16 protein-coding genes, 1 pseudogene and 1 riboswitch are annotated in these 16549 nt (G+C 42.9%); of the genes and pseudogenes, 3 read left to right on the forward strand and 14 right to left on the reverse strand.

From position 1 onward, the window contains the following. From LJE72_RS08460 to kamA, 9 genes and pseudogenes are all read right to left on the reverse strand, one after another. On the reverse strand, positions 1 to 528 hold a 528-nt coding region (locus LJE72_RS08460), incomplete at its 3' end, for a translation initiation factor IF-2 N-terminal domain-containing protein (RefSeq protein ID WP_229247178.1). Positions 529 to 572: 44 nt separating this feature from the next. Continuing rightward, the gene (locus LJE72_RS08465) at positions 573 to 869 is read right to left on the reverse strand and encodes a L7Ae/L30e/S12e/Gadd45 family ribosomal protein (RefSeq protein WP_229247179.1); all 297 of its coding nucleotides are present in this window, start codon (positions 867 to 869) and stop codon (positions 573 to 575) included. Further along, positions 866 to 1129 (reverse strand): RNase P modulator RnpM, encoded by a 264-nt coding sequence (gene rnpM, locus LJE72_RS08470; RefSeq protein ID WP_229247180.1) that lies wholly within the window; start codon positions 1127 to 1129, stop codon positions 866 to 868. Before rnpM ends, LJE72_RS08465 begins: the two co-directional genes overlap by 4 nt. Positions 1130 to 1133: 4 nt before the next feature. Further along, complete coding sequence (gene nusA / locus LJE72_RS08475; RefSeq protein ID WP_229247181.1) at positions 1134 to 2495, reverse strand: transcription termination factor NusA; 1362 nt, start codon at positions 2493 to 2495, stop codon at positions 1134 to 1136. 38 nt (positions 2496 to 2533) lie between these two features. Next, positions 2534 to 2992 carry a ribosome maturation factor RimP gene (gene rimP, locus LJE72_RS08480; protein ID WP_229247182.1) on the reverse strand — a complete coding sequence of 153 codons (459 nt, stop codon included), beginning with the start codon at positions 2990 to 2992 and terminating at the stop codon, positions 2534 to 2536. 221 nt (positions 2993 to 3213) lie between these two features. Continuing rightward, positions 3214 to 3462, reverse strand: a pseudogene (locus LJE72_RS08485) (permease); the annotation flags it as partial. A 27-nt stretch (positions 3463 to 3489) separates the two neighbouring features. After that, a complete protein-coding gene (locus LJE72_RS08490; protein ID WP_282437875.1) occupies positions 3490 to 3813 on the reverse strand; it encodes an ArsR/SmtB family transcription factor in 324 nt (107 codons plus the stop codon). 287 nt (positions 3814 to 4100) lie between these two features. Next, complete coding sequence (gene ablB, locus LJE72_RS08495; RefSeq protein ID WP_229247183.1) at positions 4101 to 4928, reverse strand: putative beta-lysine N-acetyltransferase; 828 nt, start codon at positions 4926 to 4928, stop codon at positions 4101 to 4103. After that, complete coding sequence (gene kamA / locus LJE72_RS08500) at positions 4921 to 6207, reverse strand: lysine 2,3-aminomutase (RefSeq protein ID WP_229247184.1); 1287 nt, start codon at positions 6205 to 6207, stop codon at positions 4921 to 4923. Before kamA ends, ablB begins: the two co-directional genes overlap by 8 nt. A 406-nt stretch (positions 6208 to 6613) precedes the next feature. Here kamA and LJE72_RS08505 point away from each other — a divergent pair, with 406 nt between their 5' ends. From LJE72_RS08505 to LJE72_RS08515, 3 genes are all read left to right on the forward strand, one after another. Continuing rightward, the gene (locus LJE72_RS08505; protein ID WP_229247185.1) at positions 6614 to 7402 is read left to right on the forward strand and encodes an ABC transporter substrate-binding protein; all 789 of its coding nucleotides are present in this window, start codon (positions 6614 to 6616) and stop codon (positions 7400 to 7402) included. Positions 7403 to 7458: 56 nt separating this feature from the next. Then, on the forward strand, positions 7459 to 8127 hold the full coding sequence (locus LJE72_RS08510; RefSeq protein ID WP_229247186.1) for an amino acid ABC transporter permease: 669 nt from the start codon (positions 7459 to 7461) through the stop codon (positions 8125 to 8127). Between the two features lie 64 nt (positions 8128 to 8191). Beyond that, on the forward strand, positions 8192 to 8917 hold the full coding sequence (locus tag LJE72_RS08515; RefSeq protein ID WP_229247222.1) for an amino acid ABC transporter ATP-binding protein: 726 nt from the start codon (positions 8192 to 8194) through the stop codon (positions 8915 to 8917). A gap of 187 nt (positions 8918 to 9104) precedes the next feature. On the opposite strand, the gene LJE72_RS08520 is transcribed toward LJE72_RS08515, so the two are convergent. From LJE72_RS08520 to LJE72_RS08540, 5 genes are all read right to left on the reverse strand, one after another. Beyond that, positions 9105 to 10484, reverse strand: a complete 1380-nt coding sequence (locus LJE72_RS08520; protein ID WP_229247187.1) for an alanine/glycine:cation symporter family protein — start codon at positions 10482 to 10484, stop codon at positions 9105 to 9107. 159 nt (positions 10485 to 10643) lie between these two features. After that, positions 10644 to 10738, reverse strand: a riboswitch (glycine riboswitch). Between the two features lie 409 nt (positions 10739 to 11147). After that, positions 11148 to 12872, reverse strand: a complete 1725-nt coding sequence (locus LJE72_RS08525; protein ID WP_229247188.1) for a proline--tRNA ligase — start codon at positions 12870 to 12872, stop codon at positions 11148 to 11150. Positions 12873 to 12992: 120 nt separating this feature from the next. After that, the gene (gene ispG / locus LJE72_RS08530; protein ID WP_312038907.1) at positions 12993 to 14075 is read right to left on the reverse strand and encodes a flavodoxin-dependent (E)-4-hydroxy-3-methylbut-2-enyl-diphosphate synthase; all 1083 of its coding nucleotides are present in this window, start codon (positions 14073 to 14075) and stop codon (positions 12993 to 12995) included. A gap of 23 nt (positions 14076 to 14098) precedes the next feature. After that, a complete protein-coding gene (rseP, locus tag LJE72_RS08535) occupies positions 14099 to 15169 on the reverse strand; it encodes an RIP metalloprotease RseP (protein ID WP_229247190.1) in 1071 nt (356 codons plus the stop codon). A gap of 127 nt (positions 15170 to 15296) precedes the next feature. Further along, a complete protein-coding gene (locus LJE72_RS08540; RefSeq protein ID WP_229247191.1) occupies positions 15297 to 16490 on the reverse strand; it encodes a 1-deoxy-D-xylulose-5-phosphate reductoisomerase in 1194 nt (397 codons plus the stop codon). Positions 16491 to 16549: the final 59 nt, after the last annotated feature.

Below are 16549 nucleotides of genomic sequence, written 5' to 3' on the forward strand. Positions count from 1 at the left end.
GCCTTGCGGTTGACCTTGATATCCCGGTCGCGGACCTTGCGGCTGGCCTTGATACCCTGGTCGCGGACCTTGCGGCTGGCCTTGATATCCTGGTCGCGGACCTTGCGGCTGACCTTGGTACCCTGGTCGTGGGCCTTGCGGCTGACCTTGATACCCCGGTCGCGGACCTTGCGGCTGGCCTTGATACCCTGGTCGTGGGCCTTGCGGACGTCCTTCTAATTCAGGATTATTTTGAGACTGCTCTTCTGTACCCTGACGAGGACCTTGTGACTGTCGTTCTATTGCTTTCAGTTTACCTTCTTGTGCTGATTCAGATACTATTGGCCTTTTTTCCTCAGTATTTTTGTGTTCAGAATGCTCCAAATTTATCTCCTTTCCTTTCAGTTGGTTCCTTAATCGATCTGCGTCATTTTGATCGACCGTACTTAAATGGTTTTTCACATCAGTTCCCATAGCCACGAGTCTTGTCATCACTTCTTTACTGCTAAAATTCAATTCTTTTGCTAATTCATGAACACGAATACTCATTTAACCACCCCCACATAATCGGCTCCCACATTACGCTCCAAGCATCAGCTCCTTGCTAGTAATATAGCCTTAGCAAACCCTTGATCCAAAATAAGCACTGCTGAACGCGGCGAAAGTCCTATAGAACGTCCTAGTTCTAGCTTTGTACCAGTGACATATACCGGTAATTTTATATCATTAGCCCACAGAGTATACTTTTTTTGTGCTCCGTGAGCATCCTCCGCTATGATAAGAAGAAATCCTTTTCTCTTTTTAACCATGGCCTCAATTTGAGCATCTCCAGAAGCGATTTTTCCGGCCCGCCGAGCAATTCCAATTAAAGATTGGGTACGTGTATTCACAAAGATATTTTTCCTTCCAAGTGAGAAAAAACTGCTGGATCTACATCAACTCCAAAAGCTTTCCTGAAGCGACGCTCTTTAACGGCGGTTTCAAAACAGATAGAATTAGAGCAAAGGTATGCGCCACGACCATTCCGTTTTCCAGTGGGATCCAACTCTACAATTCCTTCTGGGGTTCTAACGATTCGCAAAAGCTCTTTTTTGGGCTTCATTTCTTGGCACCCTAAGCACATCCGCATCGGGACTTTTCGTGTCTTCATACCATCACCCCTTCCCTCTCTTTTTTTTCTCCTTAGGACGCTCGTTGATGCCAGGTAATAAATCCTCGACTATTTTATCCGTGACAGCTTCAGTAACTATCGGATCAACACCATTTTCAAGGAGCTCCAGCTCCTCTGCATATCCAACATATGTTTCATCCTCATTATATTCAGCGTTTTCGGTAAGCTTTAACCCTTGTGTAACCGTGTCTTCTTGATACTCTTGATAGCCATCGGATTCTGCGTACTCATCATATTCAGAGTATTCCTCATATTCGCCATATTCATCATAATTTTCATACTCTTCTTGTCCTTGGGGAATGATATTATGAGCGATGGCTTGAGATTCACTTTTTATATCAATCTTCCAACCCGTAAGCTTGGCGGCTAAGCGTGCGTTTTGTCCCTCTTTTCCAATCGCCAAAGAAAGCTGATAATCCGGAACCACAACAATAGCAACCTTTTCATTGAGTTTCGGATATACTTGTAAGACTTTGGCAGGAGACAGGGAATTAGCTACGAATTCCTGGGGATCGATTGAGAAGTTTACAATATCAATCTTTTCTCCTTTTAATTCTGTGACAATAGTCTGTACGCGAACTCCCTTGGGGCCAACACATGCTCCTACAGGGTCAACGTTTGGATCACGTGAATAAACTGCGATTTTGGAGCGAGCTCCAGCTTCACGAGAAACTCCCTTTATTTCTACGATCCCGTCATGTATCTCAGGAACTTCAAGCTCAAATAAACGTTTTATTAAGCCCGGATGTGTTCGAGAAAGCATAATCTGTGGGCCCTTCGTCGTTTTCTTAACCTCTACAACATAGGTTTTAATACGCTCAAACGATTGATATCCTTCTCCCGGTATTTGTTCCTGTGCAGGAAGTACAGCTTCCACTTTCCCTAAATCAACAATGACATTCTTCTGTTCATACCGCTGTACAACTCCGGTAACGATATCCCCTTCACGATTGACAAACTCGTCATAAATCATGCCGCGTTCTGCTTCTCTAATACGTTGTACGACAACTTGCTTCGCAGTTTGCGCAGCAATTCGCCCAAACTCACGAGGAGTTACTTCGTATTCCACAATGTCTTCAAGTTGATAATTCGGGTCAAGATTACGCGCCTCCACCAAGCTAACCTGAGTCCGAGCATCCTCCACAAGATCGACAACGGTTTTACGGGCATAAACTTTAAACTCACCGGTTAAACGATCAATAAGAACTCGTACATTTTGTAATGACCCGAAATTCTTCTTGTATGCGGAAATCAGTGCAGCCTCAATCGCCTCAAATAGAATTTCTGCAGAAATTCCCCGTCCTTTTTCTAACTCGTGAAGGGCCTCGATGAACTCCATATTCATTTTTCCTTTTTCCTCCTTATTCTGTTGTAAACAATAATCTAAAAATCCAGTGCCAAATGAGTTTTCTTTACCAACGTGCGTGGAATGGCGACACGCTCATCATTGTATTCTAAAACGATCTCATCGTTGATTAGTCCAACAAGATTTCCAGAAAATTTCTTGTACCCTTGAAACTGGGAAGTGGTGTGAACATTAACTAAACTTCCCTGAAAACGAACAAAGTCCTCTTCCTTTTTGAGAGGACGTTCAAGTCCAGGAGAAGACACTTCCAACATATAGGCTTGCGGAATAGGATTTTTTTGATCAACCATTTCACTTACAATGTGGCTGATAGTTGAACAATCATCCATATCCACGCCACCGTCTTTATCTATGTAAAGGCGCAAATACCAATGCGCACCTTCCTTTACGTACTCTACATTGACTAATTCGAGGCCTTTTTCTTTTACCAGTGGTTCAACCATAGACGCGATCTGTTGTTCTATTGCTTCATTCATATGAATTCGCTCCTTTAAAACGTAACGTATGGGACATTCTCCTCATAGTCTTACGAAGATGTCCTCAAGTTATACTTACGCTACGAATTGGACAAACGAAGGAGCGGGCTAGAACCCACTCCTTACCATCAAGACTACAAATTTCCTTATACTAATATAGCATATTCGTTAGAACTGTGCAACCTGCTCTAAGTTTGACCAATTAAATAATGTTGTGATTCAAAAGCAACGAGAAGCTTACTCTTGACCACTTTTTTAAGCAATATCATTGATGGAAGTGAAAGAGCCGTTACTCCCATCATGAAAGTAAAGGCAGTACCAATACCGATTTGCATCTAAAGCCTCGGCGATCGACAATATCCGAAAATATCTGCATACATAGGGACTCCTATGTATGTTGCTACCAAAACAGAATACCATTTATCTTGTCCAAGAAGAGCGGTTATCACGTTTTCAGGAATCCAGTTATGACCTTAGTGTTAGCTCTTCTTGTTCTTCTAGTACTTTATTGCTGAAAACGAAAGACTCAACGATGTACTATCCATGTTTAGTGTAATGTTATCAAATAACTGTTTTAATGCTTCAAGGCTCTTTATATTAATAGAGTATTTCATCCAAACTCCATCACGCCTGCTGTCTACCAAACCACTTTCGCTTAATATTTTCATATGGTACGAAAGGGTAGGCTGGGTGATGTTGAATTCCTCTAGAATATCGCATGCACACAGTTCTCCATCGGAAAGCATGTCAAATATTTTAAGCCTCGTTTCATCTGACAGGGCTTTCAAATACATGGCGTATACCCCATAATCCTCTTTCAAAATTCTCACCTCAGCGATTGAAATTGCGTAACATACATTGACACTTCTCTATGTCCATTATACGACGATATAGAGAAGTGTCAATGTGCTGTTGTTTAAACTCACTTCTATGTAACTTTTGATGTCCATACGGCAATAACGTAAAACGGCATATATCCATTGCCTTGATACCTTGAGGCACGGATTATACCATTTTACAGTAAAGATATTTGCTTATTAATCATGGTTTCCACAACCATAGCCTAAAAAAGGAAAATCTGTGCTCCACAATGGAATGGAAATTTGGCCTATCTAACCCATAAATTCATGTCTTCAAAGGAACCTGCAATATGGCAATTATTAATCAGTCGCCCTTGATATCTGTATCCAAGTTTATAAAATACTCTATTCATCCCATAAGACTGAGCACGAGCTAATGTATAGAGTATAAATGAGCCATGCTTTTGAACTTCCTGCTCTAAAATACCTAGTAAACGTTCGGACAGTGAATGTCCACGGTACTCTTCGAGCGTTGCACAATCCGTCATTTCGCAACGATTAAAAAGATAGTCGGGGTAAGCCGCTGCTACCCCAATCAGTTTTTCTTGTGAAAAAGCTCCAGCAAAAATATTTCCATTATGCATCAATGAACGGATATACTGAGAACTTTCCACAGGAGATGGATAGCTTACAAAGACTTTTGTTAATACTTGCGATATTTGCCGAGCAAAGGTTTCATCTAAAATCTTTAATTCCATTCCTATTGGCAAACTTTGTAACTGTTTAATTGGTTCCATTCTAACCGTATAAACAATATCATTCTCTGTTTGTATCTTATCTGAAAGTCCTCTTGTCTTAACCACGTAATAGGCAAGGCTAACTGCATATTCCTCATAGTTATAACGAAAGATGTTTCCTTCAATATGAAAGCCGCATTTTGAAAATTCAGGTACATCTCCGGGCAAGGCCCACAGCCAAATTTTCTCCAGTTCATTTGTTATTGCCAGATCAATAAGCTCCCGACTAAATAGAGAAGGCTCAGTTCCTTGTGTGTATCCGTTGACGACTAGGCGTTTATTCCTCTCATCTACAGAAATGAGACTTGATGAACTTACTTCGCCCCTAGTATTAAACATTTGCTCCACCCCCGCAACCGCCGGATACTTTTTTTCTCCTCTCCTGCCGCATGTTTTCTTGGGGTGTTAGACTAATCAGCCCACCTTTCAGCAATTTAGCAAGACCAACTTTCCGAGTTTTGGAACTGCTGCAGGTGTTTTTACATGTCTTGCAACGACTTGTTTTATCTTCGGGTTCCTGATATACGCTAATGACTCCTTCATAATTACGAAGGATTACTTTGTCATTTGATTGGGAAATCAAATAATTAGGTTGAAGAGGAATTTTACCTCCACCTCCCGGGGCATCGACAACAAAGGCAGGCACAGCAAAGCCAGAGGTATGTCCTCTAAGCATTTCAATGATTTCCAAACCAGTACTGACAGAAGTCCGAAAGTGCTCAATCCCACTAGATAAGTCGCATTGGTATAAGTAATAGGGCCTTACTCTGCACTTCACGAGTTCATGAACCAGCTTTTTCATAATCACAGGACAGTCATTGATTCCTCTAAGCAAAACCGATTGGTTTCCAAGTGGAATACCCGCATTAGCCAGTTTGTTTAGGGCATTGCGTGCTTCAATCGTAAATTCCTTGGGATGATTAAAGTGGGTGTTGATCCAGATTGGATGGTATTTTTGCAAAACTTGAATTAGCTTATCCGTAATTCGCATCGGCAAAACTACTGGGGTTCTTGTCCCGATGCGGATAATCTCAACATTAGGAATTGAACGAAGGTTGGATAAAACATAATCCAGTCGATCATCAGATAGGGTCAACGGATCCCCGCCGGAGATAAGGACGTCACGAATCTGAGGGTTGGAACGGATATAGTCCAAGGCAAGCTTAAATTGAGTCAATGGTAAAGCTTTGTCTGTTTGTCCAGCCATTCTCCTTCTGGTGCAATGTCTGCAGTACATTGAGCATTGATCAGTTACCAAGAGTAACACTCGATCTGGATAACGGTGTGTCAATCCTGGCACCGGAGAATCAGCTTCTTCATGCAGTGGATCTTCTAAATCACATGAGGATTTGCTCAATTCGTGGATTGAAGGAATTGCCTGTTTTCTAATAGGGCACTCTAGATTCTGGGGATCCATCAGGGAAAAATAGTATGGAGTGATTGCCATTCGGAAATTTTCCAGGCACCTCTCAATCTGATCAGCTTCCTCGGAGGGAACAGACATAGCCTGCAGTAATTCTTTGTGGTTTGTAATCCGGTTAGACATTTGCCAGTGCCAATCATTCCATTGCTCATTATTTATATCAGGCCATAAGGTTTGTCGTCTTTGTTCATTCATTTGTTACCTCCTCGTCAGTTACCCTTATTTCAGGATAGCCCCGAGCTTTTATCTTTCTTTAGAAAACCTTGTGAGAAATATCCTAACGTAACTGACAACCTTTATTAAGATAATAAGTTGTTGGTAAATATATGTCAACAAAAACTTTTGTAGAAATATATTTGTATAAATTTTCTATATACGTTTATTAAAGTATCAAAACCCTCGAAATGGGAAATTGTTGAGATACATAATGGCCTTATGTATAAAAATATGGTATACTTCAATTACAAACAACTCTTTGTTTATACAGAAGTTGTTTGTTTCTGGGAGGTGGTTCGGTTCTATGCTTGTATAGAAGAAGTTTGAACTCGTGCTCTATCAAACGAAAAAAGGTACAAAAAGGTACATAGGAGGTAGAAGAAAAATGAAAAAATTTAATGTTCTAATCCTCATTACCCTAATCTTGTTGATAATAGCCGGCTGTGGTACATCAAAAAGCAATTCTGACACGCCCACTAAAACCACCTTGGACCGGATTAAGGTCGACGGAAAATTGACATATGCTATGAGTGGCCAGTACCCACCCTTTAACTATTTTAATGAGCAGAACGAGCTTACTGGATTTGATGTTGAAATAGGCCAAGAGATTGCCAATAGAATTAACGTCAACCCAACACCGATTGCAACTGAATGGGACGGACTCATTGCCGGCTTGACAACTAGCAAATTCGACATGATCTTAGGGAGTATGGCAATAACGGACGAGAGATTGGAAAAGGTAGATTTCAGCACCCCATATTACCGTTCAGGGGCCCAAATTATTGTGCCCTCGGACTCGACAATCAGTGATGGGGTCGATCTCAAAGGCAAGACAGTCGGGGTTGTTCTGGGGACGACATTTGAAACGAAAGCTCGTGAATTGGGGGCTACTGTAAAGACTTATAAAGGTGACCCTGATGCCTTTAATGATATGTCCAACAAAAGACTAGATGCCGTTATTACTGATAAGATTGTAGGTTTAAATGCAATTAAAGAGAATAATTACCCTTATAAACTGGTGGGCGATTTGTTATATGCAGAGAAGATGGGCATTGCGATTCGCAAAGACAGTCCTAAATTACTGGAGGCTGTGAACAGTGCTTTGGCTGAAATGATGGATGACGGAAGCTATCAAAAAATTAGCGAAAAATATTTCAGTGCGGATATTCGTTAATGCCGAGGTCAATCAGCAAGGGGTTTCCGATCTGATCAGACTGGAGGTATGTTGCTTTGAATCTTGACTTTAGTATCATCCCTAAATATCTGCCTTTTTTGTTGCAAGGGGCGGGGTTAACTATAGAACTTGCTGTACTGGGAATTGCATTCGGCATCCTTCTGGGTCTCGTTGCAGCTCTCATGAAGATATCTCACACACCTCTGCGCTATATTGCCCATTTCTACATTTGGCTGATTCGGGGAACCCCTTTGCTTGTTCAGCTCTTTCTAATTTATTTCGGTTTACCACAGCTTGGTATTACATTAAGTGCTTTTGCATCTTCTGTAATTGGACTGGGAATCAACAGCGGGGCATACCTTGCCGAAGTCTTTCGGGGGGGAATTGAGGCAATTCCAGAAGGGCAAACTGAAGCTTCCCTCTCTCTTGGCATGGGCAAATTCTTAACCATGCGCAGGATTATCTTCCCCCAAGCTTTGCGGATTTCGATACCGTCATTAGGCAATCAGTTTATCATTACTTTAAAAGATTCATCGCTATGTTCAGTCATTACCATGTCGGATCTCCTTCAAACGTCCCAGCGCTTTGCCAGTAGGACGTTCGCCTCATTGGAATTCTACACCGCCGCTGCCGTACTCTATTTACTGATGACCACAGTGATATCAGCGCTTTTACGCAGCCTGGAGTGGCGATTATCTAGAGAAATCCGGACAAGGGGGAATTGATATGAATTTGGCATATATGCCGAAAAAATCAAAGGTCGATAATCTTAGTCTTCCGGAGAAGTCGATGATTAATGTTAAGGGGCTAGTCAAAGATTTCGGCAAGAATCGAGTTATCGATGGAATCGATGCGACAGTATCTGCTGGTGAGGTTGTAGTGCTGATCGGAGCGAGTGGTTCGGGGAAGAGCACTTTTCTGCGCTGTTTAAATGGACTGGAAACACTTACAGCGGGAGAAATCTTGATTGACAGCGTACCTCTGGAAAGTAAATCAAGCAGTCTCAAGCGAATTCGCCGTCAGGTGGGAATGGTATTCCAGCAATTCAATCTATTCCCTCACCTGACTGTGTTGGAGAATGTCATCGAAGCCCCCGTTCACGTGCTTAATCAGAAGAAAGATTTTGCTGTCAAAACCGCCCGGGAGCTGCTCACGAAGGTTGGTCTTTTGGATAAACAAAACTGCTACCCAGGGACGCTGTCTGGAGGACAAGGCCAAAGAGTAGCCATTGCCAGAGCATTGGCTATGCATCCGAAAATTATGCTCTTTGATGAGCCAACTTCAGCTCTTGATCCTGAGCTGGTTGGAGAAGTTCTCACCGTAATGAAGCAATTGGCAGAGGACGGAATGACAATGGTTGTCGTCACTCATGAAATGGGCTTTGCCAAAGAAGTAGCAGACAGAGTGATCTTCATAGACGAAGGCCGTATTGTTGAAGAGGGCTCACCTATTCAGATTTTTAGTAACCCCCAAGAAAAACGAACCCAGACCTTCCTCGGCAGGTTAAGTCATTAAATGACTCAACCTGCTTATTTTCGGAGAATTTCTTGGTATGCTTATTCCCTCTCATAATGGTTATTTACATCACTATTCATTTACAGAGTATCTCACAAGGAAAAAAGGAAGTAATAGAATTGCGCCTTTACTTGATACAAAAAAGACGACCCCTTAATAAAAGGGCCGTCTTTTTGTGTTTTAATACTTACTTTTTGATGGTTGGAATTGGATCTGTTGAGATGCAATCCAAATTGTCTTCCCATAGATACTTTTTCGTTTCTGCTACGATAACTCCACTTAAGAGAAGCAATGAGATAAGATTCGGAATGGCCATCAGTGCATTCATAGCATCCGCCATATCCCAAACAAGTTGAAGAGTCATTATGGACCCAAAGAATACGGCAAGCACCCAGACTACACGGTACGGAATGATTGCTATTTTTCCGAATAAGTACTCAATAGCTCTCTCCCCATAATAAGACCAACCTAAAATGGTTGAAAATACGAAGGTTAAAAGTCCAAAGGTTAGAACAATCGGACCAATTACTGGAATTTGAGCAAAGGCCATTTTGGTTAAAGCAGCACCTTTTAACCCTTCCGCTGCAACTGGGTTGCTCAGTATACTGCTCACTACGACGATACCGGTCATTGCGCAGACTACCACAGTATCCCAGAAAGTTCCGCTGGCAGAAACTAGGGCCTGACGAACAGGGTTTCTAGTTTGAGCCGCTGCTGCCACGATTGGCGCAGATCCTAATCCCGACTCGTTGGAGAACAAACCGCGTGCGATACCATAACGAGCTGCCATCATGATGGACGCTCCAATGAAACCACCGCCAGCTGCCTGTGGGGTAAAGGCAGATTCAAAGATTAAGGAAATAGCAGGTAATACGTACGAAGAATTCAAAGCTAAGATAGCGATGCAACCAATGACGTATAAAATTGCCATGAAAGGTACAAGTTTCTCACACACTCGAGCAATGGATTTTACTCCGCCGATAATGACAATACCCGTGAGAGCGGCCATAATGAAACCGGTGATATAATGTGGGATGTTAAAGGTCTCATTTACCATTGAGGAAATCGAATTAGCTTGAACTGTGTTCCCAATACCAAAAGCGGCAATCGCAGTGAAGATACAGAATAACACAGCTAACCACTTTTGTCCTAAACCGTTTTCCAGTGCATACATTGGACCTCCGAGCATTGTACCATTGGAGGTCTTAACCCGATATTTTACGGCTAATAAAGCCTCAGAGTACTTTGTTGAGATGCCGAATACTCCGGTTAGCCAGCACCAAAGCACTGCACCTGGACCGCCAAGGGCAATGGCCGTAGATACTCCAACAATGTTACCTGTACCAATAGTAGCTGCTAATGCAGTAGTGAGGGCACCAAATTGACTTACATCCCCTTCAGCAGTCGGATCCTTAGTTACAGAAAGTTTGATGGCTTTGAAAATGTGCCTTTGGATAAATCGAGTACGAAAGGTTAGGAATAAGTGCGTACCGAAAAGCAGGACCAGCATTGGGGGTCCCCAGAGATAATCGTTCAACCAGATAATAGCATTGTGAAATGATTGCATTTTTTGTTCCTCCTTAATTAATCTTTCTAATCCCCAGAAGCTTATACAGTTGCAACTTTCTATATAAAAAAAGCCAAATCTTAGCGATTTGACTCTGGATATTATTAGCATTATTAGTATATTTAAGAAGTCGCCTGAAAATGCGTCTTTTTAAATATACATAAATACTCTGTCCTTTTGCCTGAGAGATTAGCAAAGCATCATTGCGTTGCCCCTTCGGCGCCCATCATTTAGGTCTCTCCAGAGTCCTGTCCATTTACGGTCCCGCTTGAATTCAAGCTCCTGAAAGTACAACCTCTTCGGCAGGCTATCAGCCACTCTCCCGCAAATATCATCCAGCAATATTCAGTTTAACAATTCCGAGACACCCACTTCTCCAACTGGGTGTTTCTAGCCGCTGCGTGTACATTTTGGATTCAGCGGATTCGGCGATACTCTCCACAAGAGATAATCGTCACCGAAAGCTCGATATTCAGCTTTAGCTGAACGAGTTCACTGGAGTTAATTAATATTATAGGTTTATATATAACTTTATACAAGAGAAATCTGAAGAACAAAAAGTTCTAAAGATGGCTAAACTGGAGTGCCAGTTCATATCTCACCCTCCAAGATTAATTAACGTTCGAGACACCTGCCTATGTAAGTAGGTGTCTCTCTGTTTTGTTAATATAATAAAGCCTTCTCAACAATTGCCTTCACTTTTAGAGTGAGGTCTTCGATTTTCACCAAATGTGTCTCACCATATTTACGCTCTCTGAGTTCAACCTGACCATTGGCCAAGGTTTTGCTTCCTAAGGTCACCCTTATGGGATATCCAACCAAATCTGCATCTTTAAATTTCACACCAGCACGTTCATCTCGGTCATCGAGAACAACTTCCACTCCAAGACCCTTGAGCTCTTGATAAAGTTTATCAGCTGTCTCAACGACTAAGGCGTCTTTGCTACTCGCTGGTACAATTATACATTGGTAAGGAGCAATCGGCACGGGCCAGATAATTCCAAAGTCATCATGATTTTGTTCGATGGAAGCAGCAATCGTTCTGCTTACTCCAACACCGTAACAACCCATCACACAACTTTTCTCCACACCGTTTTCATCTAAAAAGTTTGCTCCTAATGCTTTGCTATACTTGGTTCCAAGTTTGAAAACTTGGCCTACTTCAATTCCTCTGGCCTCTTTAAGTAGAGCACCGCATCTAAGACAAGCTTCACCCGGCTCAACCATTCGTAAATCAAGAACTTGATCTATACGGAAGTCTTGACCGGGGACAACATCCACATAGTGATGATCCGCCTTATTCGCTCCGCACACAATCTTTTTCATGAGGGGAACCTCTTCGTCTGCAATGACCATAAGCCCATCAGGCACTCCAACAGGGCCTACAGAACCTGGCTCACAACCCAAAATCTTCTCTACTGACTCAGGAGAGGCCAGTTGAAGGGATACAAACCCGCCTAAAGCATTATTTACTTTTATTTCATTTAGTGTACGGTCTCCGCGTATCAACACTAAAAATGTCTTCTCGTCCCCTTGATAAAGTAACGACTTAACTAAGGTACTTTTCGGTACAGCTAAAAACTTACTGATGTCATCAATGGTCTTGACTCCCGGTGTTGGCACTAACTTCCGCTGTCCTTCAGGGGATACATCCTCGATAATTTGGGGACGACACTCGGATTTTTCCGTATTGGCGGCATAATCACACTCTGAACAATACACCACTGAATTTTCCCCAGAATCAGCCAAAACCATAAACTCATGTGATCCACCAGTCCCTCCAATAGCACCTGGGTCCGCTTCAACCGGACGATAGGTTAATCCGCAACGGGAATAAATCCGGCAATAAGCATCGTACATTTTTTGATAACTCTCATGAAGGCCTGCTTCATCACGATCAAACGAATAAAGGTCTTTCATGACAAATTCACGACCGCGCATTAAACCGAAACGAGGGCGCCGCTCATCGCGATATTTGTTTTGAATTTGATATAGGAGCATCGGCAGTTGCTTATAGGATCGAATTTCACCCCGAACAAGGTCTGTGATAATTTCTTCGTGGGTAGGTCCAAGACAAAACTCACGATTGTGACGATCCTTCAGACGAAACAACTCTGCGCCATATACATCCCAGCGTCCGCTCTCTTTCCATAATTCAGCTGGTTGCATAATAGGCATAAGGACTTCTTGTCCCCCTTTAGCATCCATTTCCTCTCTTATAATGGTTTCAATCTTTCTCAATACTCTTAACCCCAAAGGCAAATAGGTGTAAAATCCAGACGCAGACTTGCGAATCAAACCTGCTCTGACCATCAATTGATGGCTGATGACTTCAGCTTCAGCTGGAACCTCGCGGAGTGTAGGATTTAATAGTTGGCTGACGAGCATGTTGTCCATTCCTTTCCAAAATCATCTTAATGTTACTACGTTTCCTATTTTATCTAATACTAACTTAATTACCTTTTAATTGATCAATTGACTATAAATTATAAAGAAAACTACGTACGACTACTGAAGTTTCATATGATCTCTAACATAATCCTCAATTTCGCGGAGCAGGGCCGCTAACAATTCCTGTTCCGGCAAACGGGCTACTATCTCTCCCTTGCGAAATAAAAGCCCCGTACCTTTTCCGCCGGCAATTCCGAAATCAGCTTCACGAGCCTCTCCCGGCCCATTGACTGCACATCCCATAACTGCAACTTTTAAGGGCCTGTCCAACGAAGGAAGCAGTAATAACCGCTCCTCGACTTTCTCTGCCAAGGCGGCTAGATCAACTTGTGTCCGACCACAAGTCGGACAACTGATTAACTCCACGCTGCGCTGGCGCAGGTCTAGGACACGCAAAATTTCTAAGGCCACCGGAATTTCTCGCGCGGGGTCTCCGGTTAGAGACACTCGAATCGTATCCCCGATCCCTTCGGCAAGCAGTGTCCCAATTCCTATGGCTGATTTCACTACCCCTGAGCGTACAGTTCCTGCTTCGGTGACCCCTAAATGTAAGGGGTAATCAATAACCTCATGTATCTTGCGATAAGCCTCAAGCATTAGGGGGACAGAAGAGGCTTTGAGAGAAACTTTTAGTTTATTATAACCTTCATCCTCAAGCAACCGAATATGCCCTAAAGCACTTTCGACCATCCCTTCCGCAGTAGGTCCTCCATACTTTTCTAGAAATTCCTTTTCCAGTGATCCAGCGTTAACCCCGATACGGATAGGGATCTGTTGTTCCCTCACTGAACGCACTACCTCTTGTACCTTCCAGCGGGCACCTATGTTGCCAGGATTTAATCTTAATCCATGAATCCCTTGTTCAACTGCCTGAATAGCCAGACGGTAATCGAAGTGAATATCTGCAATTACAGGGAGTGGACTTGTTGCGGCGATTACTTTTAATGCCTTCGCCGCATCTGCATCCAAAACAGCAAGACGCACAATTTCACACCCGGCTTCAGCTAAGGTGTAAATCTGTGCCAAGGTGCTGGAAATATCACGGGTATCCGTATTGGTCATTGATTGTACGACAATCGAACTCCCACCGCCGATTGTCACAGACCCAACCTGTACCGGTTTGGTCATTTTTCTCTGTATCATGACTCAGTTCCCCCTGTATATTAGCCGGCTTTGACAAATAGGCGCAAGACATCCTTGTAAGTTACGGCAAGCATTAATCCCATGAGTAACACAAAGCCAACCAAGTGTATCATATTTTCCTTTTCTGGATTAAGAGGTTTACCTCTTAATCCTTCAATTAAAAGGAATACAAGCCTGCTTCCATCCAAGGCAGGGATAGGGAATAAGTTAATAAGGCCCAATTGGATGCTTAATATTCCCGTCAACCCTAATAAGTTAGAAAAACCTTCTTTAGCTCCTTCTCCAATGACTTGAGCAATCATAACCGGGCCGCCTACGTCTGCCGGAATCTTCCCTGTGATCATTTGCGTTAAGGTCACGATAATCAGCTTTGTAAAATCTACTGACCGTTCAATCCCCACGCGGGTTGACTCGATAATTGAAGCGTGCACATAAGTTACCTCCGGTCCAATCCCAATAATCCAGAACCCTGATTGTGCATCCTTATCCGTCTTTACAGATATAGTTCGACGTTCCTCATCTGCGCCTCGTTCTATCGTTAAGCTTAACATTTGATCCGGCTTAGAATGAATGGCTTCTGTCAAACTAGCCCAATCCGGCGTTAGTTCTTGGTTCACTGCAATAATTCTGTCACCCGGTAGAATCCCTGAAGCAGCAGCAGGTTTATCTTTAACCAACGTGCCAATCATATTACTGCTGTCTGGTGCTGGAATCCCCATATAAGCAAAGACACTTACAAACATGATAATCGCCAGAACAAAATTCATTAAAGGTCCGGCCGCAATTACAGCCATACGTTGCCAAACGGGCTTATTCATAAAACTTCTTGCATCTTTGTTCGAGGCTATAACCGCTTGGCCTTTTTCATCGATTTCTGCATCCATACCATGAAGTTTGACGAACCCCCCTAGAGGAACAACGCGCAGAGCGTAAAGCGTTTCTTTCCCTTGATAACCCACAATTTTCGGACCAAAACCGAAGCTGAACTCAATTACTTTGACTCCAATCCATTTCGCGACAATATAGTGTCCAAATTCATGAATCATGACCATGCTTCCAAAAACAAAAACGATGGCGAGTGTCGTTAACACTTTACCCCCCCCTTTAGCGATGTTCGTGGTTCGCAGTTTGTGGTTCGAACATCATATACAAATATCTAATACTTAATGCTGACTAAGAGTACTATATCATCAACTGTTTTGATTTCATACTTCTTGGTTAATGCTTAATGGTCCTTCTAAGACTCAAACATCGTGACCCGGGCATCGAGATCGAAATTAGTTCTTCCGCCCGCCGACGTGCCCAAGTATCTGCATCGAGTATACTTCCCAAATCCATGTTATCTAAAACATGGTGCTCAGAGCATACTTTTTCAACAATTTCTTGAATTCCCAGATACGAGACCTGCTCATGCAGGAATGCTGAAACAGCAATTTCGTTAGCAGCATTCATAACGGCGGGGAGAGTTCCTCCTCGTCGTCCAACATGGTAAGCTAAGGCTAAGGCAGGGAATGTATCTAAATCAGGTTGATGGAACGTTAAAGTTTTTCCTCGAAGATTAAGCCGTTCAAATGGATTCTTCCAACGCGTTGGATAACTTAAGGCATATTGTATTGGTAAGCGCATATCAGGCCTGCCTAACTGAGCAAGCACTGAGCCGTCATGATATTCCACCATAGAGTGAATTACACTCTGGGGATGAATCAGCACCTCTATCCCATCATACTCCATATTAAACAAATAATGCGCCTCGATCACTTCAAGCCCCTTGTTCATCATTGTTGAAGAATCAATCGTGATCTTAGCCCCCATATCCCAGTTGGGATGGCAGAGCGCTTTCTCCAAAGTGACAGTCGCCAACTTCTCCTTGTTCCAGCCAAAGAAAGGTCCCCCAGATGCGGTTAAAATAATTTTCTCAATGGTTTCTGAACTTTCCTCTAAACACTGAAAAATGGCAGAATGTTCACTATCCACGGGAAGAATTTTGCAATTCACTTTCCGAGCCGAAGACATTACTAAGTCTCCGCCTGCCACCAGGGTTTCTTTATTTGCTAAAGCAATCATTTTACCAGCTTCAATAGCAGCTAGGGTAGGTTCCAAACCAACCCTCCCAGACAGAGCGGTAACCACTGTATCAACCTGTTGAGCGGTGACAGAGTTGATAATCCCCTCCATTCCCTGATCTACTCTGATTGGTAAATCTTTCAACCTTCCACGAAGTTCACGCGCGGCAGTCTCTTCCATCATCACGATCACTTCAGGGCGATATAAACGGGCCTGCTCTTCCATAAGCTGGACACTTTTTTCAGCCACCAAGGCATGAATCTTAAGGCGTCCTTCGGCATGACTGACAACATCTAGAGTTTGGCGTCCAATTGACCCTGTTGATCCCAATATAGTAAGCGTTTTCAACGAGAATCATCTCTTCCTGCTTAATAATAGCTTATTATTCATAGTAAATTCATCCCAGC

This window comes from Desulfosporosinus shakirovi, assembly GCF_020595055.1.
Lineage (GTDB): Bacteria > Bacillota > Desulfitobacteriia > Desulfitobacteriales > Desulfitobacteriaceae > Desulfosporosinus > Desulfosporosinus shakirovi.

Coding starts and splice junctions, on each gene's coding strand:
- LJE72_RS08520 (WP_229247187.1), bottom strand. CDS start 10,484: ATGCAATCATTTCACAATGCTATTATCTGGTTGAACGATTATCTCTGG.
- nusA (WP_229247181.1), bottom strand. CDS start 2,495: ATGAATATGGAGTTCATCGAGGCCCTTCACGAGTTAGAAAAAGGACGG.
- kamA (WP_229247184.1), bottom strand. CDS start 6,207: ATGAATGAACAAAGACGACAAACCTTATGGCCTGATATAAATAATGAG.
- LJE72_RS08505 (WP_229247185.1), top strand. CDS start 6,614: ATGAAAAAATTTAATGTTCTAATCCTCATTACCCTAATCTTGTTGATA.
- LJE72_RS08515 (WP_229247222.1), top strand. CDS start 8,192: ATGATTAATGTTAAGGGGCTAGTCAAAGATTTCGGCAAGAATCGAGTT.
- rimP (WP_229247182.1), bottom strand. CDS start 2,992: ATGAATGAAGCAATAGAACAACAGATCGCGTCTATGGTTGAACCACTG.
- rnpM (WP_229247180.1), bottom strand. CDS start 1,129: ATGAAGACACGAAAAGTCCCGATGCGGATGTGCTTAGGGTGCCAAGAA.
- ablB (WP_229247183.1), bottom strand. CDS start 4,928: ATGTTTAATACTAGGGGCGAAGTAAGTTCATCAAGTCTCATTTCTGTA.
- LJE72_RS08525 (WP_229247188.1), bottom strand. CDS start 12,872: ATGCTCGTCAGCCAACTATTAAATCCTACACTCCGCGAGGTTCCAGCT.